General features: G+C 69.2%; 10 protein-coding genes. 2 read left to right on the top strand and 8 right to left on the bottom strand.

Going from position 1 to position 23,563, the window contains the following annotated elements:
• Positions 1 to 5: 5 nt before the first annotated feature.
• From gspG to purL, 6 genes are all read right to left on the bottom strand, one after another.
• Entirely contained in the window at positions 6 to 449 is a 444-nt protein-coding gene (gene gspG, locus C9412_RS14590; protein ID WP_107232281.1) for a type II secretion system major pseudopilin GspG, read from the bottom strand.
• Positions 450 to 497: 48 nt separating this feature from the next.
• Complete coding sequence (locus C9412_RS14585; protein WP_107232280.1) at positions 498 to 1,718, bottom strand: type II secretion system F family protein; 1,221 nt, start codon at positions 1,716 to 1,718, stop codon at positions 498 to 500.
• Between the two features lie 24 nt (positions 1,719 to 1,742).
• The gene (gspE, locus tag C9412_RS14580) at positions 1,743 to 3,464 is read right to left on the bottom strand and encodes a type II secretion system ATPase GspE (protein ID WP_107232279.1); all 1,722 of its coding nucleotides are present in this window, start codon (positions 3,462 to 3,464) and stop codon (positions 1,743 to 1,745) included.
• Positions 3,465 to 3,597: 133 nt separating this feature from the next.
• Complete coding sequence (locus C9412_RS14575; RefSeq protein WP_107232301.1) at positions 3,598 to 5,460, bottom strand: S8 family peptidase; 1,863 nt, start codon at positions 5,458 to 5,460, stop codon at positions 3,598 to 3,600.
• Positions 5,461 to 5,645: 185 nt separating this feature from the next.
• Positions 5,646 to 13,763 carry an ESPR-type extended signal peptide-containing protein gene (locus C9412_RS14570; protein WP_107232278.1) on the bottom strand — a complete coding sequence of 2,706 codons (8,118 nt, stop codon included), beginning with the start codon at positions 13,761 to 13,763 and terminating at the stop codon, positions 5,646 to 5,648.
• A gap of 427 nt (positions 13,764 to 14,190) precedes the next feature.
• Complete coding sequence (purL, locus tag C9412_RS14565; RefSeq protein WP_107232277.1) at positions 14,191 to 18,075, bottom strand: phosphoribosylformylglycinamidine synthase; 3,885 nt, start codon at positions 18,073 to 18,075, stop codon at positions 14,191 to 14,193.
• 813 nt (positions 18,076 to 18,888) lie between these two features.
• On the opposite strand from purL, the gene C9412_RS14560 reads away from it, so the two are divergent.
• Positions 18,889 to 20,988, top strand: a complete 2,100-nt coding sequence (locus tag C9412_RS14560; protein ID WP_107232276.1) for a glycosyl hydrolase family 18 protein — start codon at positions 18,889 to 18,891, stop codon at positions 20,986 to 20,988.
• Between the two features lie 109 nt (positions 20,989 to 21,097).
• Here C9412_RS14560 and C9412_RS14555 read toward each other — a convergent pair whose 3' ends face one another.
• Both C9412_RS14555 and xerD read right to left on the bottom strand, forming a co-directional pair.
• Positions 21,098 to 21,883, bottom strand: a complete 786-nt coding sequence (locus C9412_RS14555; protein WP_107232275.1) for a DsbC family protein — start codon at positions 21,881 to 21,883, stop codon at positions 21,098 to 21,100.
• A 99-nt stretch (positions 21,884 to 21,982) separates the two neighbouring features.
• Positions 21,983 to 22,960: a site-specific tyrosine recombinase XerD gene (xerD, locus tag C9412_RS14550; protein ID WP_107232274.1), complete on the bottom strand. Its 978-nt coding sequence runs from the start codon at positions 22,958 to 22,960 to the stop codon at positions 21,983 to 21,985.
• Between the two features lie 56 nt (positions 22,961 to 23,016).
• Between xerD and C9412_RS14545 the strand changes: the two genes are divergently transcribed.
• A complete protein-coding gene (locus tag C9412_RS14545) occupies positions 23,017 to 23,508 on the top strand; it encodes an RDD family protein (RefSeq protein WP_107232300.1) in 492 nt (163 codons plus the stop codon).
• Positions 23,509 to 23,563 lie beyond the last annotated feature (55 nt).

Genomic DNA, 23,563 nt, shown 5'->3' with positions numbered 1-23,563 from the left:
CAGGCTTACGGCTGGTAGCGGATATCGGCGTCGACACTGCTGCCGCCGGTCTTGCCGTCCTTGCCCAGGCTGACCAGCTCATAGGGCTGGCCTTCGCCCGGTGCGCGGTACTCCAGCGCGTGACCCCACGGATCGTTCAGATCGGCCGGCTTGGCATACGGGCCCAACCAGCCGCCGACGCCAGCCGGTGCGGTCACCAGATCGTTGAGCGCACCCGGCAGCTTGCCGGTGTCGATCTGGTAGTTGTCGATCTTGGAGGCCACGGTCTGCACCTGCGCCTTGGCGATGTTGGCCTTGCCGCGGTCAGCGCCGCCCAGCACGCGGCTGGCGACCAGGGTCAGCACCGCGCCGATCAGCACGATGACGATGATGATTTCCAGCAGGCTCATGCCCGACTGGTGGCGTGCAGCGGTGAAGGAAAGGCGGATCGGTCGACGGGAAGCAATCATGGACGGTCCTTTCTGTTGCGGGTATCGGGGTTGCGGGGCATTCCATCGTCAACCGATGGCATTGGTCAGGTCGTACAGCGGCACCAGCACGGCGACGATCACCGCGCCGACCACCGAGGCCAGCACCAGGGTGATCGCCGGCACCATGGCCGCCAGCAGGCGGTCGATACGGCGGGCGCTGTCCTGTTCGAAGGTGTCGGCCGCCTTCAGCAACATCGTGTCGAGTGCGCCGGACTCCTCGCCTACCTGGATCATCTGCAGCGCCAGGCGCGGAAAACGCTTGCCACGTGACAGCGCCAGCGACAACCCGGCGCCGTTCTTCACTTCGTCTGCGGCCGTTTCCACGTCGGCGGCCAGCGCACGGTTGCCGAGCACGTTGCGGGCGATGCCCAGCGCGCCCAGCAGCGGGACGCCGTTGCGCAGCAGTGTGCCGAGCGTGCGCGCCAGCCGCGCGGTTTCCAGTTCGCCCATCAGGCGGCCGATGCCGCGCCGTTGCAGCAGCCAGCCATCCAGCGCCAGGCGGAATGCCGGCTGCCGCAGCTTGCGCTCGAACAGCAGCGCCAGCACCGCCGGCACCACCAGCAGCACGATCCACCAGTCGCGCACGAACAGGCCCAGCTGCAGCACCGCGTTGGTGAACCACGGCAGCGCCACGTCCAGGCTCTCGTACATCTGCGCGAACTGCGGCACCACGTAGCCCAGCAGGAACAGCAGCGCACCGCCCACCACCACCAGCAGGATGGCCGGATAGACCAGCGCGTTGATCACCTTGCCCTGCAGCGCACGGCTGCGCTCGAGGTAGTCGGCCAGGCGCTGCAGCGTCTCGTGCAGGCTGCCACCGGCTTCACCGGCGCGCACCATGTTCACGTACAGGCGCGAGAACAGGCCGTGCTGGCGTTCCAGCGCGGTCGACAGCGGCGCGCCACCGCGCACCACGTCGCGGATGTCGGTGATCGCGCGCCGCGAGCGTTCGTCCTCCGGCAGGCCGAGCAGGATCGACAGCGCGCGATCCAACGGCTGGCCGGCGCCGAGCAGGGTTGCCAGCTGCTGGGTGAACTGCAGCAGTGCCGGCCCCTGCAGCGGGCGCGGGCGCAGCAGGTTGCGCCAGCTGCTGCCACCGAGGGCGCCGCCGTCGGCCAGCTGCGTCTCCATCGGCAGATGGCCCTGGTCCTGCAGCCGCGCCACCAGCTCGGCCTCGCTGGCGGCCTCCATCTGCCCGTCGAAGATCTCGCCGTGCGGATTGAGCGCCTTGTAACGGTAGTTCGGCATGTCAGCCCCGGGATCCTGCGCGCATCAGCTTTCCTCGGTGACGCGCAGCACTTCCTCGAGGGTCGTCTGCCCACTGAGTGCCTTGGCCAGGCCATCCTCGTACATGGTGCGCATGCCCGCTTCCCGGGCGATGCGTTCGATTTCGCCCATGCCATCGCGGCGCATCACCGCCCGCCGCAGCGCATCGTTCATCACCAGGAATTCCATGATGGTGGTGCGGCCGAGGTAACCGGTCGGCGCCAGCGCCGACGGCACGGGACGGTACAGATGGATGGGCCCCTGCGGCTGCAGGCGGCGCAGCTCGAAACGCTCGATCTCCTCCGGCGAGGCTTGGTAGCGCTCGGCGTGGGTCGGCTCCAGCCGGCGCACCAGGCGCTGGGCCAGGATGCCGTTGATGGTGGAGGTGAGCAGGTAATCCTCCACGCCCATGTCGAGCAGGCGGGTGATGCCGCCGGCCGCATTGTTGGTGTGCAGGGTGGACAGCACCAGATGGCCGGTCAGCGCCGACTGGATGGCGATGCGCGCGGTTTCCAGGTCGCGCATTTCGCCGATCATGATGATGTCCGGGTCCTGGCGCACGATGCTGCGCAGGGCGTTGGCGAAATCCAGGCCGATCTGCGGCTTGGCCTGGATCTGGTTGATGCCTTCGATCTGGTACTCGACCGGATCCTCGACCGTGATGATCTTGACGTCGGCGGTGTTGAGCTGGCTCAGCGCGGTGTACAGCGTGGTGGTCTTGCCCGAACCGGTCGGGCCGGTCACCAGCAGGATGCCGTGCGGCTGTTCCAGCACCTTGCGGAACTGCGGCAGGAACGCATCGGTGAAACCCAGCCGGTGGAAATCGAACACCACCGTTTCGCGGTCGAGCAGGCGCATCACCACGCTTTCGCCATGCGCGGTCGGTACCGTGCTCACGCGCAGGTCCAGCTCCTTGCCCTGCACGCGCAGCATGATGCGGCCGTCCTGCGGCAGGCGACGCTCGGCGATGTTGAGCCGGGCCATGATCTTGATGCGGCTGATCACCGCAGCGGTGAGGTTGGCCGGCGGGCTTTCGCCCTCCACCAGCACGCCATCGACGCGGTAGCGCACCTTCAGGCGGCTTTCGAACGGCTCGACGTGGATGTCCGAGGCGCGCAGTTCCACCGCACGCTGGATCACCAGGTTGACCAGGCGGATCACCGGCGCTTCGGAGGCGAGGTCGCGCAGGTGCTCGATATCGTCGACCGCACCGCCCTCGCCGTCGGCGGTCTCGACGATCGCCCCCATCGCGCTGCGCCCTTGACCGAACCAGCGTTCCACCAGATCGTCGATTTCCGCGCGCATGCCCAGCACCGGGGTGACCGGCACGCCCAGCGCCAGCTGCACGGCCTGCTGCGGGTAGGGGTCGTGGGCATCGGCCAGCCACAGCCGCATACCCTGTTCATTGATGTCCAGCGGGCACACATGGAACTGCTTGAGGAAACGCAGCGACAGCGGCAGCCCATCGGCCAGCGCCTGCGGAGGCGCTTCGGGCAGTTGCCGGCCCTCCAACAGCGGCAGGCCCAGCACGTCGGCGCTGGCCTGCGCCTGGTCGCGTTCGGACACCAGGCCCAACCGCACCAGCAGCCCGAGCAGGCTGCCACCGGCTTCGGCGTGCAGCGGCCGCGCGCGCGCCAGGTCGGCTTCCTTGAGCCGTCCACGCGCCAGCAGCGCATCCAGGATGCGGCCTTCGGCGTCGTCGGTAACGGTAGCAGCGAGCGCGTTCACATGACTCTCCTGTCAATCGGTCCGACTTTAGCAGTTCGGCAGTGGATTCCGCCCTCCCCGGCAGGCCTTTGGCAAAAACACGAAGCCCGTCACCTGGGTGACGGGCTTCGCGTGTTCATCTACGACGCCGGAATTACTGGGTCGCCAGGATGCTCACCCCGCTGTAGGCCGCCTCACCCACCACCTTGATGTAATAGGTGCCGGCCACGGTCTTGGCCACGCGCACGGTTTCGGTATTGCCCGGGCGGGTGGACTTGGCATCGTTGTCGGTGGCGGTAGGCACGCGGCCCTGGGCCAGGTACACCGACACGTTGCCGCTGCCGCCGTAGGTCAGCACGCTCAGCGCCTTGCCCGCTGCCGCTTCGAAGGTGTACACGGTTTCGCTGGCGGCTGCGCCGGCCAGGCCACCCACGGTCACCTTGTTGGTCAGCGGGATGCCTTCCGGTTCGCAGTTCTCGGTGCACGGCTCCTTCAGCGCGGCGTCCAGTGCGGCCTTGGCGTCAACAATGCCGCTGCCGATCGGCGTCGCCGCCGGAATGGTGACCGGGAAGCGACGCGCGGACTGCTTGAGCAGGGTTTCCAGCGCGGCCGGCGCCAGCGGCTCCTTGCCCTTGGCGATCAGCGCGCTCTGCACCATCGCGGCCACGGCAGCCACATGCGGCGAGGACATCGAGGTGCCGCCCTTGCCCATGTAGATCCACTGGCCACCGGTGGGGCCCTGGGTGGCGTCGGTGCCGATCTGCCAGATGTACCCGTTCGGGTTGCCATCCACGCTGCCACCACCGCCCGGCGCGGCCAGATCGACCACCGTGCCGTAATTGGAGTAGTAGGTGATGCCACCGGTCACACGGGTAGCGCCCACCGCCACCACATTGGCGCAGCTGGACGGACGGTAGTTGGCCGCGTTGTCGGTTTCATTGCCGGCCGCCACCACCACCAGCGTGCCACGCGAGACCGCGCCGTTGATCGCATCCTGGTAGGCCGGATCGCACGCACCGCCACCGCCCAGGCTCATGTTGATGATCTCGGCCGGATTGGCATTGGCCGGGACGCCCTGCACGGTGCCACCCGATGCCCAGGTGATGGCATCGCTGATGTCGGCCAGGGTGCCACCGCACTTGCCCAGCACGCGCACCGGCAGAACCTTGGCCTTGTAGGCCAGACCCGCCACGGCCGAACCGTTGTTGGCCACCTCGGCGATGGTGCCGGCCACGTGCGTACCGTGCCAGGAGCTGTCATCGGGCAGCGAGCCGGTGTAGCACTCGTTGGCATTCTCCACCCAGTCGCCGTAGTCGGTGGCGCCCGGTGCACGGCCATCGGTCGGCCGGCGCGAGGATTCCTTGTCGCTGATGAAGTCGTACCCTTCCAGCAGGTTCGTGCCGAAGTCCGGGACATTGGGAATGATGCCGGTGTCGAGCACGGCCACCACGATGCCCTCGCCCTGCGATACGTCCCATGCCGCCGGCGCATTCACGCCACCGGTGGCGTTGTGGAAGTTCCACTGCAGGCGCTGGTAGTCCGGATCATTGGGAACCAGCGCGGGCTGGGCGTTCGCCGCGCGCAGGTCCGAGCGCTGCAGGCGTACGTTGGCCACCGCGTACTGCACCGAAGGATCGGCGTTCAGTTCGGCCAGCACCTTCTGCATGTCGGCATTGCCGAGCCTGGACTTCAACCGCACCAGATCGGCGCCGGTGCCCAGCCTGCGTTCCACCTGCGGGGCCAGCGCAGTGGCGCGGCTGGTGTTGCCGCTGCTGACGATGGCGCGTGAAAGCGCCGACTGGACCACCGACAGCTTGGCCGAGCGGTCACTGGCGGCGGCGGTGCCGCTGCGGTACTTGACGATGACGCCGTCCACGCTCTGCTGGGCAGCGCTGGCCAGACGCGACGGCTCCTTGGCCACGCCCGGGGTTGCCGCATGCGCGGCACCGACGCCCACCGTCAGCGACAGCACGGCGGCAGCCAGCACATTGATGCGAAGGGTCTGCTTGTTGGTCACGTTCGAAATCCTCTTCAAGGTCATGGTTGAGCTTTCCTTCTCCGTCCATTGCACGGACGGAGCTCACTACGGCCATCACTCCCTGCGACTGCCCTGGCTGGCCCACCAGGGTTGCCGTGCCACGCCCCTTTGGCGCTCACTGCATGGCGTGCCGATGGCAGAACCATCGGCACGCGGTTGCACACTTACCAGCCGAAGCCGGCACCCACGCCGACCGAGCTGTCATCACTGCTGAAGGCGCCGCCGATGGTGACCGTGGCGCGATCACTGATCGCGCGCTGGTAGCCCAGCGACATCGCCGACTCGCCGCCCTGGAAACCGATGCCGACGCCGACCCGGTTCTGGGTGCGGATGCCGGCGGCACTGGTGGCCATGTTGAGCATCGCGGCGCTCATCGCACCCTGGCGATCAATGCGACGGTCCATGTGACGCAGGCGTCCATCCACTTCACCCTTGAACACGTCGAAGCTGTCGGATACGGCCTGCACGCGGCTGTCGGTATAGCTGTTGGCGGTGGTGATGCCACGATCCAGCTGGCCCTTGTTGACCGCATCGGTGGCCGTGGTACCGGCTGCAACGTTGGTGACCTGACGCTCGTTGCCCTCGCTGCCGACCGAGACCGTGTTGGCACGGTCAGCCACCGAGCCCTGGCCCAGTGCCACGGCGTTGGCCGCCGTTGCACTGGCGCCCTGCCCCAGCGCGGTGGACGAGGCGCCGCTGGCGACGGCACCTTCACCCATCGCGACCGCATTGAGCCCGCCACCGCTGGCCAGGACAGGCTGCGCAGTGCCCGCACTGGCGGCGGTCGGGGTGCCCTGCACGCGGGCCGTGCTGGCGGCAGGCGCGGTGTCGGCCACGCTCGCATCCTCACCGGCCAGGCCCAGCGCGGCGCTGGACGGTTCGGCATCGAGCGAGGCGGACATGGAGCGCAGGCTGGAGGCACTGGAACGGCTGCCGCTGGCGGTGCGGCGGTCGATCTCGCTGACCTTGCGGTCCAGTGCGCCCAACGCATCACCGACGTTGCTGTAGGTGGAGCCCTGGATCACATAGTTCGGCGCAACGAACACACCCTGCAGGCCAACGCTGGCACCGCCGCCCAGGAAGCTGGCGGCATCGCTGAGCGACTGGAACAACTGCCCGCCGTTGATGGCCTGACGGCTGCCGGAAGCGATGCTGCCTGCGCCGACGTTGTCCAGGGTGGTGCCCTGGATCCCCGCCAGGGTCAGGCGATCGCGGCTGGCGTCGTCGTAGCCGACTGCACTGGCGGCAGTGGTTTCAACCGTGGCGATGCGCGAATCGAAGTCGCCGACGCGGGTTTCCACCGCACCCACGCGCTGGTTGGTCACGTTGAGCTGCGAACCGGTGACCGCATCGCTGCTGCCGGCAGCAATGCGACCGTCGGCCACATTGACGATGCGGCGCGTCGCCGGGCCATCAGTACCGTTGCCACCACCGACCGAGACCACGTTCGCCTCCACGGCGCGGGAGCCGGCACCGAGAGCGACCGCGTTGCTGCCGGTCACGGCGGTGTTGGCGCCCAGTGCCAGGGTCGCGTTGCCGATGGCGCTGGCGTTGCTGCCCAGCGCGTTGCTGCGGTTGCCACTGGCGGTGGCGGCCGAGCCCACCGCGATGGCATCGCTGCCACTGGCGGTCGCGGTGCCGCTGCCACTGGCGCGGAAGTGGCGGCTGGTGGCGTCTGCGGTGGAGGCCACCGCGTCGAGCTGGGCGCGGTTCACCGCATCGTTGGCCTGGGTACCGGCCGCGACGCGGGTGATCTGCCGCTCGGCACCGGCACTGCCCACCGATACGGTGTTGGCACGATCGGCCACCGAGGACGCGCCCAGCGCGGTGCTGCCGGCGGCGCTGGCAGTGGCGCCGAAACCGACCGCCGTGGCACCGGCCGCCGTCGCCTTGGCGCTGTAACCGACCGCCGTGCCCAGGCGGCCGCTGGCTTCGGTGTAGCCGCCCAGTGCGGCGGCACCATCGGCCGTGGCGCTGGCACGGAAACCGTTGGCCTGCGACTGCGTGCCACTGGCGACGGCCTGCGAACCGCTGGCGGTGCTGTAGGCACCGCTGGCCTGTGCTCCGGCGCCGGTGGCACTGGCGCCAAGTTCACTGGCCACCGCGCCACTGCCCAGCGCCAGGCTGTCCACGCCACTGGCCTGCGCCGCGTTGCCCAGTGCCGCGCCGTTGGCCCCCGTGGCCAGCGCATTGAAGCCCACCGCCGTGGCATTGGCCGCGACGGCGGTGGCGCCACTGCCCAGCGCCGTGGCGCCGTTGCCGATGGCGTTGGCCGCTTCACCAGCAGCCAGCGCGCTGTCACCTTCCACATAGGCACCAGCATCGCTGTCGGCGCTGCCACTGGCCTGGAAGTAGCGGCTGGTCTTGTCCGCCGTGGCGGCCACCGCGTCGAGCTGGTTCTTGTTCACCGCGTCGGTGCCTTCGGTACCAGCAGCGACATGGGTGACCTGGCGCTCGCTGCCGGCACTGCCGACGGCCACGCTGTTGTCACGCTCGGCCTTGGAGCCGGCGCCGAGTGCGACGCTGTTGAGGCCAGTGGCAGTAGCGCTGGCGCCCAGGGCGGTCGAATCGGCGCCATCGGCCCACGAATTCCAGCCGATCGCCGTGGCGTAATCCTCGGTGGCCCACGCCCCGGCACCGAAGGCCGCAGCACCGGTGCCGCTGGCGCGCGACGGAATCAGGCCGAAGAACGTGCTGCCGCCGATGGCGACACTCTCCGCACCACTGGCTTCGCTGGACTGGCCGACTGCCACTGCACCGGTCCCCGCAGCGGCGGCACCAAAGCCGACGGCGGTGGTGTTGGCGCCGGTCGCCGCCGAGCCATAGCCCAGTGCGGTGCCGAGACGGCCGCTGGCTTCGCTGTAACCGCCCACGGCCGTGGTGCCGTCAGCCGATGCCGCCGCACGGAAGCCGCTGGCCAGCGACTGCGCACCGCTGGCGATGGACTCTGCACCGTTGGCCGTGCTGTACACGCCACTGGCCTGCGCCGCTGCGCCGGTGGCCGTGGCACTGATGCCGCTGGCCGCAGCACCGCTGCCCAGTGCGGCACTGTCATCGCCGCTGGCCTGCGCGTTGTTGCCGACGGCCGCGGCGTTGGTGCCGGTGGCCAGGCTGTTGAAGCCGATTGCGGTGGCGTTGGCTGCAACAGCGGTGGCACCACCACCCAGCGCCGTAGCGCCGTTGCCGATGGCGTTGGCTGCTTCACCGGCAGCCAACGCGCTGTCACCTTCCACATAGGCACCAGCATCGCTGTCGGCGCTGCCACTGGCCTGGAAGTAGCGGCTGGTCTTGTCCGCCGTGGCGGCCACCGCGTCGAGCTGGTTCTTGTTCACCGCATCGGTGCCTTCGGTACCGGCAGCGACATGGGTGACCTGGCGCTCGCTGCCGGCACTGCCGACGGCCACGCTGTTGTCACGCTCGGCCTTGGAGCCGGCGCCGAGTGCGACGCTGTTGAGGCCAGTGGCGGTAGCGCTGGCGCCCAGCGCGGTCGAATCGGCGCCATCGGCCCACGAATTCCAGCCGATTGCCGTGGCGTAATCCTCGGTGGCCCAGGCACCGGCACCGAAGGCCGCAGCACCGGTGCCGCTGGCGCGCGACGGAATCAGGCCGAAGAACGTGCTGCCGCCGATGGCGACACTCTCCGCACCACTGGCTTCGCTGGACTGGCCGACTGCCACTGCACCGGTCCCCGCAGCGGCGGCACCAAAGCCGACGGCGGTGGTGTTGGCGCCGGTCGCCGCCGAGCCATAGCCCAGTGCGGTGCCGAGACGGCCGCTGGCTTCGCTGTAACCGCCCACGGCCGTGGTGCCATCAGCCGATGCCGCCGCACGGAAGCCGCTGGCCAGCGACTGCGCACCGCTGGCGATGGACTCTGCACCGTTGGCCGTGCTGTACACGCCACTGGCCTGCGCCGCAGCGCCGGTGGCCGTGGCACTGATGCCGCTGGCCGCGGCACCGCTGCCCAGTGCGGCACTGTCATCGCCGCTGGCCTGCGCGTTGTTGCCGACGGCCGCGGCGTTGGTGCCGGTGGCCAGGCTGTTGAAGCCGATTGCGGTGGCGTTGGCTGCAACAGCGGTGGCACCACCACCCAGCGCCGTAGCGCCGTTGCCGATGGCGTTGGCCGCTTCACCAGCAGCCAGCGCACTGTCACCTTCCACATAGGCGCCGGCATCGCTGTCGGCGCTGCCACTGGCCTGGAAGTACTTGCGCGTGGTTGCGCCCTCGGCGGCGACCGCATCCAGCTGGTCCTTGTTCACCGCATCGGTGCCCTGGGTGCCCGCGGCCACGTTGGTGACCTGACGGGTGTTGCCGCCGCCGCCCACCGAGACCGTGTTGTCGCGGTCGGCAATCGAGTCGGCGCCCAACGCCACGCTGTTGGCACCGCGCGATTCGGCCGCGTTGCCCAGCGCGGTACTGTTGATGCCGGGCGCATAGGCACCGCCACCCACGGCCGTGGAGTAGTCGCCGGACGCTTCAGTGGCCAGCAGCCCAAACAGCGAACCACCGACGGCCACCGCATTGGTGCCCGACGCCAGGCTGCCCTGGCCGGTGGCGGTGCTGTAGGCGCCGGATGCTTCCGAATCGCCGCCAAGCGCCACGCTGTTGGAACCGGATGCGTTGGCGAAGTTGCCGAAGGCGGTTGCGTTGAATGCCGAAGCCTGCGCATAGCCGCCAATGGCAGTGCTGTAACCGCCGGTGGCTTCGGCGCCGATACCGAACGCCGCCGAGGCCGTGCCGCTGGCCACGCTTTCGCTGCCCACGGCGGTCGCCGCTTCGCCGCTGGCGTTGCTGAAGTAGCCCACCGCCACGGCTTCCTCGCCACTGGCCTCAGACAGCACACCGGTCGCCGTGCTGCCGGCGCCGCTGGCCACCGCCGCCGCACCAAACGCCGCGCTCTGTTCACCGCTGGCTTCGCTCTCGGCACCGTGGGCGGTGGCGTACTCGCCGGTGGCCTGTGCGTTGGCGCCAATGGCGCTGGCATTGGCGGCCGTGGCCAGTGCATTGAAGCCGATGGCCTGTGCATTGCCGGCCAGAGCATTGGCGCCGCTGCCGAACGCGGTCGCACCATTGCCGATGGCCGTGGCCGCTTCACCCGCGGCCAGCGCGTTGTCGCCTTCCACGTGGGCACCGGCGTCGCTGTCGTCGCTGCCGCTGGCCTGGAAGTACTTGCTGGTGTTGGCCGCACTGGCGGCTACCGCATCGAGCTGCGACTTGTTCACCGCATCGGTGGCCTGGGTACCGGCGGCCACGCTGGTGATCTGCCGCTCGTTGCCTGCGCTGCCCACCGCCACGCTGCGGTCACGGCTGGCCACGGAGCCGGCGCCCAGTGCGACCGCGTTGTTGCCGCTGGCGTTGCTGCCAGCACCGACCGCGATGGCACTCTCTCCGCCGGCCACCGTGTTGGTGCCGATGGCAATGCTGTTGATGCTGTTGCCAAGCGCCTGGAAGCCCAGCGCGACACTGTTGTCGCCATAGCCGAACGCACCACGGCCGACGGCGGTGGCACTGTTGCCGTTGGCCCAGCTGTTGTAGCCGATCGAGGTGGCGCCGTTGCCACTGGCCCAGGCCGCGTTGCCGAACGCGGATGCGTTGGTGGCCGTGGCCCACGCACCGGCACCGAACGCGCTGGCGCCACTGGCCGTGGCCCAGCTGTAGCCGCCTACGGCGGTGCTGTCATCGCTGCTGGCGAACGCGCTGTCGCCGAGCGCGACGGCGTAGCTGCCGGTGGCGCGTGATTTTCCGCCGGCCGCCAGGCTGTTGTCGCCGCTTGCCTTGGCGGCGCTGCCGAACGCATTGCTGGTTGCGCCGGTGGCCTGTGCGGCGTTGCCCACCGCCGTCGCATCGGCGGCAGCCGTGGTGCCCACGCGCACCGGGTTGCCCTGGTCATCGACCAGCGGCTGGTTGAATGCGTCGTAGGCCTGGCCAAGGCCACCAATGGCCACCCCGCCGGCACCGGCAGCACTGGTGTTGCGGCCCAGGGCCACACTGTCATCGCCCAGCGCCGACGCGCCGGCGCCCTGTGCCACGGCGCCGGCACCGATGGCGTTGCTGGCCGAACCGGCCGCCAGCGCCCCCTCGCCTTCGGCATAGGCCCCGGCATTGCTGCCGGTTTCCGGCTGGGCCTGGAAGAAGCGCGCGGTGCTGTCGGCGGTCGTGGCCACTGCATCCAGCTGCGCCTTGTTCACCGCATCGGTGGCTTCACTGCCAGCGGCCACGCTGGTGATCTGCCGTTCGTTGCCCGCGCTGCCCACGGCCACGCTGTTGGCGCGCACCGCTTCGGAATTGGCACCCAACGCGACACTGTTGGCGCCGCGTGCCGTGGCGTAGTAGCCCACCGCGGTACTCTGCGCGCCACTGGCCCAGGTCTGTGCACCGAGCGCGCTGGCATTTTCGCCGGGCGCGTAGGCGAAGTAGCCCACGGCCACCGACTCGGCACCGGACGCTTCGGTCAGGCTGCCGTTGGCCACGGCGTAGTTGCCACTGGCGATGGCACCGGCGCCGACCGCCGTGGCGGCCTCGCCACTGGCCTGGGTCTGCACGAAGAAGCCCAGGCCCGGAATCAGATCGGCCGGGCCGCCGATGGCCACACTGCTGGTGCCGGTGGCATTGCTCTGCGTACCCAGCGCAGTGGAGTAATCACCGATGGCATTGGCCACCGCACCGAACGCGGAGGCCTGCGCGCCGGCGGCGTAGGCGCCGACACCGTATGAGGAGGCAGCAAACCCACCGGCCTCGGCACTGGCACCCACTGCGGTGCCGCCGACCCCGGCACTGGTCGCACCGGTTTCCACCGGCACGCCACCGCTGGTGATCAGCGGGTTGCCGTTGGCATCCACCGCAGCGCCGCCCACCGCGACGCTGCCTGGACCGTTGGCCTGCGCGTTGTTGCCGAACGCGGCACTGTTCTGGCCCGACGCCAGCGCGTTGGTGCCCACCGCCGTGGCGTTCTGCGCAACCGCCGTTGCACCGGCACCCACGGCGGTAGCGCCGTTGCCGATGGCGTTGGCGGCTTCGCCAGCCGCGAGCGCGTCATCGCCTTCGGCCAGCGCGCCGGCATCACTGTTGCTGCTGCCGGTCGCCTGGAAACGCTTGGCCGTCGCGTCGGCCACCGCAGCGACATCCTTCAACTGGCCAACGTTGACCGCGTCGGTGTCTTCGGTACCGGCGGCGACGCTGGTGATCTGCCGGGTCAGGCCGTAATCGACGGCGCCGACCGAGACGGTATCGACGCGATCAGCCAGCGAGCCGGCGCCCAGCGCCACGCTGCCGGTAGCCACCGCCGCCGAATTGGAACCCAGCGCCGTGCTGTACTCGCCCACGGCCGTGCTGAACGCACCCACCGCGATCGAGGCTTCATTGGCGGCCGTAGCGCCACGACCCAGTGCGGTGCTGCCCGGGCCCATGGCCACGGCACCACCACCGACGGCGGTTGCGCCATCGGCGGTCGCCTCGGACAACGCGCCCAGTGCGGTGGCTGCGCCATTCTCGCTGGCGGCAGTGGCACTGGCGCCCACTGCGGTGTCGCCCAGACCAAACGCGGCTGCACTCTGCCCCACCACCACGCTGGCATCGCCCAGCGCCAGCGCGCCCTGGCCGAATGCGCTGGCGCCAAGGCCGGCGGCAATGGCCTGGGTGCCGATGGCAGTGGTGGCATTGGCCAGCGACTGCGCGCCGGCGCCGGCGGCCAGGGCACCCTGCCCTTCGATCTTCGCCGCGTCGCTGTCATCACCGGCGCCATCGGCCTTGAAATAGCGGTTGCCATCGGCGGCGACATCGGCCAGCGCGGCCTGGGTGGCACGTGCCTGCGCATCCAGCTGCGCCTTGTTCACGGCGTCGGTGGCCTGCGTGCCTGCCGCGACGTTGGTGACCTGCCGTTCCTTGCCGGCATCGCCGACGGACACGGTGTTGGCACGGGTGGCCTTGGAGCCGGCGCCCAGCGCCACGCTGTTGGCCGCGCTGGCGCTGGTACCGGCGCCGATGGCCACCGCGTTGCTGCCCTTGGCGCTGGCGCTGCCCTCGATCAGGCACTTTTCCAACAGCTTGCCGCTGAACGCCACGCAGGTGGCGCTGCCACCGATCTGCACCGACTGCGCCGCCGCAGTGCCGGCCATGCCCACTCCCAGTACCAGGCCCAGGGCAACGGCCAGCAGGGCCGGTGTTGCCTGCGTCGTCGCGGCGCGTTGGTCGACAACACCTCCGCTGCTGTCGGAGGAGGCCAATTCCGAGGCCACCACCAACTGACCCAATGCTTTGTTCCAGACCTTGCGATAAATCCGATTCATCGGTACGGCTCCTGAGTGGACTGGTTTTGGGCAAAGCAACGCCACCGCCGGGCCTTCTGGCCCAACGTCCCCTGGGGGCGTTTATTCGCGTGATTTACTACGGGGTATTGCCGAACGGCGCGCAGCGAAAGAAACCGAGCGCGTGCGCCAGACGGTTACTGCGGAATGAATGGTTCTGAAACGGGGTTCAAGTGTTAACGGCAACTTTGAAAAACGTCAAGACTTTGACATGGCAAATCCTATTGCCGTGAAGCAGTTCACTCTTTCACCTGTTTATGAAAGTATTTTGTTAGGCGTACGTGATGATTATCCGGCGCATGAAAACGCATGTAACTGATGGCCACGTCAGCATTTTCCTCAGGGCAAAGAAAAACCCGCCGGAAGTCCGGCGGGTTTCCCATACGCAGAGGCATTGTGGGTTGCGCGATCAGCCGCACCAGACCCGTGCGTTGCGGAACATGCGCATCCACGGCGAATCGCCCTGCCACTCGGCCGGTGCCCAGCTCAGGTTGAGCGCGCGCGGGGTACGTTCCGGGTGCGGCATCATGATGGTGACGCGACCGTCGGTGCTGGTCAGGCCGGTGATGCCGTCCGGCGAACCGTTCGGGTTCAACGGGTACTGGCTGGCCACGTTGCCGTGGCCATCGATGTAACGCAGCGAGACACGCGCCGTGGCCTGGTCGACCGCGTTGTCGAACACGGCCTGGCCTTCGCCATGCGCCACCGCCACCGGCAGGCGTGAACCGGCCATGCCGCGCAGCAGGATCGACGGCGATTCCACCACTTCCAGCAGCGCGGTGCGGGCTTCGAACTGCTCGCTGGCGTTGCGGCGGAACTGCGGCCAGTGCTCGGCACCGGGGATGATGCCCTTGAGCTGGCTCATCATCTGGCAGCCGTTGCACACGCCCAGCGCGAAGCTGTCTTCGCGCGCGAAGAACGCGGCGAAGGCATCACGCAGTGCGCTGCGCTCCAGTATCGAGGTGGCCCAGCCGCGGCCGGCGCCGAGCACGTCGCCGTAGCTGAAGCCGCCGCAGGCGACCAGGCCGGTGAAGTCCTGCAGCGCCACGCGGCCTTCGATCAGGTCGCTCATGTGCACGTCGAACGCGCGGAAGCCGGCACGTTCGAAGATGTTGGCCATCTCGATCTGGCCGTTGACGCCCTGCTCGCGCAGCACCGCCACGCGCGGGCGCGCACCGGTGCTGATGAACGGTGCGGCGACATCTTCATTGAGGTCGAAGCTGAGCTTGGGCTTCAGGCCCGGCGCATTGAAGGCACGCGCGACCTCGCGTTCGGCATCGGCGTTGACCGGGTTGTCGCGGCGCTTCTGCATGGCGTGGGTGACCGACCACCAGGCGTCGAACAGCGCGTCCCAGCGCCACTCGGCCAGGTTTTCGCCGCCCAGCGACACGCGCACCACCGGTGCGGTGGTCGGCTTGGCAATGCGCTGCGCACATTCGATCAGTGCGTGGCGCTCGACCAGATCGGCAAACGCGGCGCGGTCTTCGCGGGCAATCTGCACCACTGCGCCCAGTTCTTCATTGAACAGGCTGCGGAACGGATCGTCGCCCCAGGCATCGAGGGTGATGTCCAGGCCCAGGCGCGAGGTGAAGGCCATCTCGCACAGCGCGGCGAAGGCACCGCCATCGCTGCGGTCGTGGTAGGCCAGCAGCAGGCCGGACTGGCGCGCATCGCGGATCAGTTCGAAGAAGGCACGCAGGCGCTGCGGATCGTCCAGGTCCGGCGCGGCACCGGCGAACGCCGGCAGGTCACCGTGATCGGCATGCACCTGGGCCAGGATCGAACCGCCCAGGCGCTGCTTGCCGGCGCCGAGGCCGATCAGCCACAGCTCGCTGTCCACATCACGGTCGAGCAGCGGGGTCAGCTGCTGGCGCACGTCGAGCACCGGCGCAAACGCCGAGATCACCAGCGACACCGGCGACACGCTCTTGTGCGCTTCGCCCTGGTCGTGCCACTGCGCCTGCATCGACAGCGAGTCCTTGCCCACCGGGATGCTGATGTCCAGCTGCGGGCACAGCTCCATGCCCACCGCCTTCACCGCGTCGTACAGCAGCGCGTCTTCGCCCGGGTGGCCGGCAGCGGCCATCCAGTTCGCCGACAACTTGATCTCATCCAACGCATCCACCGGCGCCGCGCACAGATTGGTCAGCGCTTCGCCCACCGCCATCCGCGCCGACGCGGCGGCATCGAGCAGGGCCAGCGGGGTGCGCTCGCCGATCGACATCGCTTCGCCGGCCACGCCGTCGAAGTCGGCCGCGGTGATCGCCACGTCGGCTACCGGCAGCTGCCACGGGCCGACCATCTGTTCGCGTGCGGTCAGGCCGCCGACGCTGCGGTCACCGATGGTGACCAGGAAGTTCTTCGAGGCCACCGTCGGGTGCGCCAGCACGCGCAGGCCCGCTTCGTGCAGATCCAGGCCGCCGGTCTTCAGCGCCGGCCAGCGCGGGGCCGGCGGGTGCGCGGTGTCGCGGTGCATCTTCGGCGGCTTGCCGAACAGCACGTCCATCGGCAGGTCGATCGGCGCATCGGCCGGGGTGTGGCCGGGCACGGCGCCGTAGGCCACCACCAGGTGTTCTTCGGCCGTGGCTACGCCCACCGCGGCGAACGGGCAGCGCTCGCGCGCGCACAGCGCGGCGAACTCGGCCAGGCGTTCCTGGGCCACGCCCAGCACGTAACGTTCCTGCGATTCGTTGCACCACAGCTGCATCGGCGACAGCGACGGATCATCGGTGGGCACCTTGCCCAGGTCGATGACACCGCCCACGCTCGAATCGTGCAGCAGCTCGGGAATGGCATTGGACAGGCCACCGGCGCCGACGTCGTGGAAGAACTTGATCGGGTTGTTGGCCCCCATCGCCACGCAGCGGTCGATGACCTCCTGGCAGCGACGTTCCATCTCCGGGTTGTCGCGCTGCACGCTGGCAAAATCCAGGTCCTCGGCGCTTTCACCGGAGGCCACCGAACTGGCGGCACCGCCGCCCAGGCCGATCAGCATCGCCGGGCCACCCAGCACGATGACCGCATCACCGGCCTGCAGCTGGATCTTGTCGACCTGGATGCGATCGATCGCGCCGAGGCCACCGGCCAGCATGATCGGCTTGTCGTAGGCGCGGACCAGATCGGCACCTTCGGGCAGCTCGAAGCTGCGGAAGTAGCCGAGCAGGTTCGGGCGGCCGAACTCGTTGTTGAACGCGGCGCCGCCGAGCGGGCCGTCGGTCATGATTTCCAGCGCCGGCGCCATGCGCGGGTTCAGCGCACGCGGCGCTTCCCACGGCTGCGGCAGTTCGGGAATGCGCAGGTGCGAGACCGAGAAGCCGGTCAGGCCGGCCTTCGGCTTGCCACCGCGGCCGGTCGCGCCTTCGTCGCGGATCTCGCCACCGGCACCGGTCGAGGCGCCCGGGAACGGTGCGATCGCGGTCGGGTGGTTGTGCGTTTCCACCTTGATCTGGAACGCGCTGGGCACCTGCGGCTCGCGGCGGTACTCGCCGCTGGCCGGATCCGGACGGTAGCGCGAGGCCGGATGGCCTTCGATCACCGCGGCATTGTCGCTGTACGCGCTGAGCGTGTGCTGCGGGGTCTGCTGGTGGGTGTTCTTGATCATCCGGAACAGCGAGCGGTCCTGTTCCTGGCCGTCGATGGTCCAGCTGGCGTTGAAGATCTTGTGCCGGCAGTGCTCGGAGTTGGCCTGCGCGAACATCATCAGTTCCACGTCAGACGGCGAGCGACCCAGCGTGGTGAAGCGTTCGCGCAGGTAGTCGATCTCGTCCTGGGCCATGGCCAGGCCCAGGCGCTGGTTGGCGGCCTCCAGCTGGTCCACCGGCACGCGTTCCAGCTCACCCCGCGCCGGCGCCGAGAACAACGCCTGGCCCTGCTCGACCGTTTCCAGCACCGACTGCGTCATCGGATCGTGCAGCGCCTTGACCAGCGCCTGCAGGGCGGCGGCATCGGCCGGCCAGCCCTGCACGTCGATGCGCAGGCCACGCTCGACCCGGCTGACCGGCTGGCCGGCACCGCGGACCAGTTCGGTGGCCTTGCTCGACCACGGCGACAGCGTGCCCAGGCGCGGCACCACGATGCGGCTGACCGCACCGTCGGCCACGGCCTGCGCCTGCGGCGCAGCCTCGAGGATGCGGCACAGGGTGGTCAGGTCGGGGGCGGCGGCACCTTCGGTCTGCACGAAGTAGACGTGCCAGGCACCGCTGATGCGCAGGGAGGGCGCGATGGACTGCAGGCGGGATTCAAGACGTTCGCGGCGGAACGGCGACAGGGCGGGCGCGCCCTCGAGGACCATCATGTCCGGGGAACCGTAGTTGGGAAACGGGCCCGACATTGTACCGGAAGCGGGGGACGGGCTTGGGCCGGGCGGCGCCCGGCACCCGCCGAGGCCAGGGCAACGGCAACGGCCAAAGCAAAAGCTGGGTTCCCGTGGGATGGCGGGGTGGGTCCGGTGGCGGGGGACGCCGTAAACCCGTCCTTGGGGGCTTGGCAGCCGCATCCATGCGGCTGACACCCCCGCAACCGGACCCACCCCGCCTTCGACAGATTTCCGCGATCTGCGGTAGATCCACGCCATGCGTGGATGCTCGCCGGTAGTGCCGGCCGCTGGCCGGCAACAAGGGAAATTTCAGGAATCAGGCATTGAAGAGCGAAGCGACCGGCGTTTGCTTTTGATTTTTTGTTCTGTCTTCCGTGGCTGGCCGCGCAGGAACCTGTCCGTGGCCGGGTGGGTGGGCTGCGCAGGGGCGTAAGCGCCATGGATGGCGCGCCCGAGCCTACAGGGACGTATTCACGGCGTCCCCTGCGCAGCCCACCCACCCGGCCAACCTCCAGAAGCCCGCTGTTCGCGGAAAGCCCCAGCCACGAGGGGCTCCGCCGATGGCCGCCGGCCGCGCGCAGCGCGCTCTCCGCCCGATTCCCCGAACCATGCGCTTGCTCACGGATTGACCACACAATTGATGACAACGTTGTCCCCACCTGGCGCCGGACTCTCTCCCCGGCCTCCCAGGTACCCCGTCCGCCCCCTCCGTCGCCTTCCCGGGCGACGCCCGGACCTGCGTCACGCGCGGCGCCATCGGGGCCCGCGCGCCCTTTGATCGGAGACTTACCCATGTACGACCCGATTGTGCGCAGTGCCGAACGTGCGACCCGAAACTGTCGTCCCCGCCGCCTGGCCTGGCTGCTTGCCGTGGCCGCCGGTGCCGCTGCCCTGCCCGGACTGGCGCAGGCTGCCAGTTGTGCCGGCGTGGCCCAGTGGGACCAGGCCAAGATCTACCGGGCCGGCGATACCCTGCAGAAAGGAGGCGTCCTCTATCGGGCGAACCAGGACATCTGGAACGCGCCGCCGGACCATCCGGCCGGTGCGCCCTACTACACCAACCTCGGCGCCTGTGATGGCGGCGGCACCAACCAGCCGCCGGTGGTCAGCCTGACCTCGCCGGCCAACGGCGCCACCTTCAGCGCCGGCAGCACGGTCAACGTGACCGCCAACGCCAGCGACCCGGACGGCAGCGTCGCCAAGGTCGAGTTCTTCCGCGACGGCAGCACGCTGGGCGTGGCCACCAGTGCGCCGTACGCGGCCAGCTGGACCAATGCCAGCGCCGGCAGCCACACCCTGCGCGCGGTAGCCACCGACAACAACAACGCCACCAGCAGCACCGCGACCATCACCATCACCGTCAACGCCGCCGGTGGCGATACCACCGCACCGAGCGTACCGGGCGGGCTGGCGGTGGGCACGCGTACCGCCAACAGCATCGCGCTCAGCTGGAGCCCGTCCACCGACAACACCGGCGGCAGCGGCGTGGCCGGCTATGACGTGTACCGCAACGGCAGCCTGGTCGGTTCGCCGTCCAGTGCCAGCTACGTCGATGGTGGGCTGACCGCATCGACCACCTACCGCTACCGCGTGCGCGCCCGCGACAACGCCGGCAATGCGTCGGCCCAGGGCACCGAAATCAGCGCCACCACGCTGGCCGGCGACGATGGCACCACCGGCAAGCGGGTCATCGGCTACTTCACCCAGTGGGGCATCTACGGCCGCAACTACCGGGTCAAGAACATCGACAGCAGCGGTTCGGCCGCACGCCTGACCCACATCAACTACGCCTTCGGCAACGTGCGCAACAACCGCTGCGAAGTGGGCATCACCCAGCCGTCGGATCCGAACAGCGGTGCCGGTGGCGACGCCTTCGCCGACTACACCAAGGCCTTCAGCGCCGCCGAGAGCGTCAGCGGCAGCGCCGATACCTGGGACCAGCCGCTGCGCGGCAACTGGAACCAGCTCAAGCAGCTCAAGGCCAAGTACCCGGGCATGAAGGTGCTGATCTCGCTGGGCGGCTGGACCTGGTCGCGTGGCTTCTCCAGCGCGGCACGCCCGGAAAACCGCCAGGCCTTCGTTGCCTCGTGCATCGATGCCTACATCAAGGGCAACCTGCCGGTGACCGATGGCGCCGGTGGTGCCGGTGCGGCGCTGGGCGTGTTCGACGGCATCGACATCGACTGGGAATACCCGGTGGCCTGCGGCATCGAATGCGGCAAGCCGGAAGACAACGCCAACTTCACCGCGCTGATGGCCGAGTTCCGCCGCCAGCTCGATGCGGTGCGTCCGGGCCTGTTGCTGACGGTGGCGGTGGGTGCAGGCATCGACAAGATCCGCGTCACCGATCCGGCCGCGTACCACCCGTACCTGGACTACATCAACGTGATGACCTACGACTTCCACGGTGCGTGGGATGCGAAGACCAATCACCAGTCGGCACTGTTCGATTCGCCGAATGATCCATCCACCGGCGACCAGAAGCTGTACAACAGCAACGACGCCATCGAGGCCTTCATCAGCCGTGGCGTGCCTGCGGCCAAGCTCAACCTGGGCATCGGCTACTACGGGCGTGGCTGGACCGGCGTGGCCAATGCCAACAACGGCCTGTACCAGACCGCCAGCGGCGCCGCTCCGGGCACGTATGAAGCCGGCATCGAAGACTGGAAGGTGCTGAAGAACCTGGCGTGGCCGGGCTACACCGACAACACCGCCGGTGCCACCTGGATCTACAACGGCAGCACGCTGTGGAGCTTCGACACCCCGGCCAACATCACCCGCAAGATGGGCTATGTGAAGACCCAGGGCCTGGGCGGCGCGTTCGTCTGGGAGTTCAGTGGTGACGATGCGCAGGGCACGCTGACCAAGGCGGTCAGTGATGGCCTGAAGTAAGAAAAAGGCCGGGGGTGCAGCGCGCCCCTGGCTTCCTACCTGTAGAGCCGAGCCCATGCTCGGCTGATGTTTCCGCAGCCGAGCATGGGCTCGGCTCTACAGAAAAAGGTCAGCGCTTGGCCGACAGCTTTTCCAGCGCCGCGCGCAGCTGTGCCGGCGGCAGGTAGCCCCCCAGCTGGGTGCCATCGGGCGCGAAGATCGCCGGCGTGCCGTTCACGCCCAGCTGCTGGCCCAGCGCGTACTGCATCGCCACCGGGTTGGTGCAGTTCCTGGCCGGCACGCTGCCACCGCGCTTGGCGTTGGTCAGCGCCTGGCGGCGGTCGGCCGCACACCAGACCGAAATCATGTCGGTGTAGTCCTTGCTGCCCAGGCCCATGCGCGGGAACGCCAGGTATTCAACGGTGATGCCGTTGCGGTTGAGTTCGGCGATGTCCTGGTGCAGCTTGCGGCAGTAGCCGCATTCGATATCGGTGAACACGCTGATGGTGTACTTGGCGTTCGGCGCGGCGAACACGATGCGATCACCGTGGTTGGCCTTGGCCAGCAGGCTGCGACGATAGCCCAGCAGGCCCTCGCTGTTGGCCGGGCCCTTGGCGCGGGTGTCGTAGGGCTGCGACTGGAACAGGTAGCGGCCATCATCGGATACATACAGCAGCTGGCCGGAGACCACCACCTCGCGGAAACCGGGGAACGGCGCGGCACCGATGTAGTCCACCTCGAAGCCGGGGTTGAGCGCGGTCAGCGCGGCACGCACGGCCTGGTCGGCCGAACCGTTGGCGGCCGGGCTGGCCTTGGCCGGGGCGGCGGCGGGTGCCTTGGCGGCCGGCGGGGCCGGCTGGGCACAGGCGGTCAGGCTGAGCGCACCGAACACGGCGGCGATGGCAAATCGGAGCATGGAACGGTCCGCGACAGAAGAAGACTCCGGATTCTGACACAGCCACCGCAGCCGGGCCGCGACGCCGGGCACGGCGCAAGGCCGGGTTCAGGCCCTCGCTCAGCCGCGCGGATGATGGCGGGCGTGCAGCTTCTGCAGATGCTCGCGCGCCACCAGGGTGTAGATCTGGGTGGTGGACAGCGAACTGTGGCCCAGCAGCATCTGCAGCGCGCGCAGGTCGGCACCGCGGTTGAGCAGATGGGTGGCAAAGCTGTGGCGCAGGCCGTGCGGGCTGATCCGCGCCGGGTCGATACCGGCCACCTGCGCGTGGCGCTTGACCAGGTGCCAGAAGGCCTGGCGGGTCAGCGCATGCAGCGTCGGCTCGATGAACAACGGCGTCTGCCCGTCGGCCAACGCCTGCACCTTGCCCTTGCCGACCAGCTGCGGCCGCGACTGCTGCAGGTAGCGCTCCAGCCAGTGCTGTGATTCCTCGCCCAGCGGCACCAGCCGTTCCTTGCTGCCCTTGCCGGTGACCCGCAGCACGCCCTGGCGCAGGTTGACCGCGGTGGCCGGCAGCAGCACCAGCTCGCTCACGCGCAGGCCGGCGGCGTACATCAGTTCCAGCATGGCGCGGTCACGCAGGCCCAGCGGACTGTCGATGTCCGGCGCGGCCAGCAGCGCGTCGATCTGGCTTTCGGCCAGCGCCTTGGGCAGCAGCCGCGGCAGCTTCGGCGGATCCAGCAGTGCACTGGGGTCTTCGCTGCGCTCGCCACGACGCACGCCGTCGGCGAAGAACGCGCGCAGTGCCGACAGCAGGCGCGCGTTGCTGCGCGGCGACCAGCCATGACGGGTACGCCAGGCCAGGTAGTCGAACAGGCCGGGACGTTCGATGCCGGCCAGCCCGCCATCGCGCCCATCCATCCAGCGCGCCAGGCCCTCCAAGTCGCGCCGGTAGCTGTCGAGGGTGGCGCGGGCCAGGCCGTTCTCGGCCCAGATCGCATCGAGGAAGCGCTGGATGCGCGTGCTGTCGTCGGCGCGCAGCTCCGGCAGCTGCTGCACCAGCTGACGGCGTTCGGCGGGGGTGGAAACAAGAGCCATGCGTGCAGGATACGAGCGCGACTGCGGATGCGGCCAGCATTGCGTATGCTCGGCGCATGCCCCGCCCTGTCCCCGAGGCCGCCGCTGCGGCCACCACCGAGATGCCCCGCCCACGTGCGTTGCTGCTGTGGCGCATGCTGGCGATGGTCTACGACGCGTTGCCGGTGCTGGCCCTGTGGATGCTGGCCGGCACGCTGTTCACCCTGGGCTACACCTTCAGCGGCCATGCCCAGCGCGAGAACATCGCCCCGTTCAGCGTCTGGCAGTGGCTGCTGTGGGCAGTGTGCTGGGCGGTGACCGGGTGGTACGCCACGGCCAGCTGGCGCCGTGGCGGGCAGACGCTGGGCATGCGTCCCTGGCGCCTGAAGCTGGAATCAAGCGATGGCACGCCATTGCAGCGCGCGCAGCTGTGGCTGCGTTTCGCGGTGGGCACGTTGTCGCTGCTGCTGGGCGGGCTGGGATTCTGGTGGGCGTGGCTCGATCGCCAGCACCTGACCTGGCACGACCGCGCCAGCGGTACCCGTCTGGTGCGCCTGCCGAAGCGGTGATGCACGACCTGTAGAGTCGAGCCATGCTCGACTGCGTTTCGCTCACAGGGCATCA

The organism is Stenotrophomonas sp. Nf1 (assembly GCF_003028475.1).
Classification (GTDB): domain Bacteria; phylum Pseudomonadota; class Gammaproteobacteria; order Xanthomonadales; family Xanthomonadaceae; genus Stenotrophomonas.
Note: the sequence above shows the minus strand (reverse complement) of the source record. Positions and strands in the feature narration are given on the sequence as shown.